Source organism: Rhizobium sp. AAP43 (assembly GCF_001296045.1).
Lineage (GTDB): Bacteria > Pseudomonadota > Alphaproteobacteria > Rhizobiales > Rhizobiaceae > Allorhizobium.
Genome location: NZ_LJHS01000063.1, coordinates 1 through 1,225, shown reverse-complemented (window position 1 = coordinate 1,225; position 1,225 = coordinate 1). Strand labels below are relative to the sequence as shown.

Here is a 1,225-nt window from a genome sequence, read left to right as displayed (position 1 = left end):
CGACGTTATTAAACATGATGTCTTGCCTTGATGAAGTGGTATAGATGCTGGGCGCTGGCCCCCACTGTGGAGTGGCAGAACGTGGGGACGGGGCGCATGGCACACTGGCATGTGGAAGGCTGGTAATAAAAGTATCAAAAAGGGCGCCTGAGAGTCAGGGCATGCCAAACGAAGTAGCTGAAAATGGATGAGCAGAGCACGACATCCAGGGTCGGAGGAGCTTCAAGCTGACAAAAGAGGGCCAGCACTTGCGACGTAAAAATGATGAGGAACTATGGTGGCGCCCCCCTGGGGTGCACAACCAAGCACCATGCACATTTGGGTTGGGGGAGAGTTGAGGATTGAGTGGGGATGCTCGTGCTCCGCTGCTGGTTTCCAGTTCGGCAGAAACACCTGTTTTGAAAACTGGGACAATACAGGGGAAAACAACCAGAGCGCTGCGCTGCTGGTGGCAAGGCTCAACTCCGCGTTGCTGCTGGGCAGGCCAGGACAGCTATGACTCGCCGTCGGGGGTGGCCGATCCGGCGCCCATCAGTTGCATGCCGCCAGCGGCGGCTGCCACGGCGCCCTGCGAGGCCTTTGCCACCGCGCGGTCGTACGAGGGGGCCAGGATGCCGGTGACAGGCTTGAGCAGGAACGGAGACGCAAACATGTTGATGTCCAGGAAGTCGGCCACCACCCGGCGCTGGGGCCGCCACTTCTGGATGATCACCACGCGAGTGAAGCCTGCATTGATCTCAACGCGCCCGTGCTTGCCAACTGCCGCAGGCACCCGCAGAATGCTGATGCCACGTGGGATGGTGGCTGTGTCTGCAACCGGCTGTCCGTTGGCGGTTGCAAGCAGGCGCCAGATGGTCTGGCCGGGCAGCGGGGGCAGCAACTCCACATCCACTCGGGAGGTGCCGTTGACAAAGAGGAAGGAGCGCATGTACGTGGTGCCGGCCACGTGTGTGCCAGCAGAAAACTTGGCTCTGAGGCTGTACCCCTGCCGAGCGCTGCCAATGAGCTCCACCCACGTGCCCGGGGCGCCATGGTGGTCAAAGCGGGAGCCATCAAAGCCCGTGAAGTGCGGATCGCCCCAGCCATGCGCAGAGATTTTGGGGGGAGGGGGCGTGAGCAACCGCCTGGGCGGTGGCAGGGCCCGGGTTGGCTGCAGCCTGGTGGGCTGGCAGCGGCCGTCGGGGCAGCCCTTGGGGGGCGGTGGGCTCGGACGGGGAGGCGGGGG

General features: G+C 63.0%; 1 protein-coding gene. It reads right to left on the bottom strand.

Going from position 1 to position 1,225, the window contains the following annotated elements; translation table 11 throughout:
* Positions 1-493: 493 nt before the first annotated feature.
* Positions 494-928: a hypothetical protein gene (locus IP76_RS22135; protein ID WP_156318693.1), complete on the bottom strand. Its 435-nt coding sequence runs from the start codon at positions 926-928 to the stop codon at positions 494-496.
* Between the last annotated feature and the right edge of the window lie 297 nt (positions 929-1,225).

Excerpts from the sequence above, each read along its gene's own strand:
- IP76_RS22135 (WP_156318693.1), bottom strand. The coding sequence starts at position 928 with ATGCGCTCCTTCCTCTTTGTCAACGGCACCTCCCGAGTGGATGTGGAG.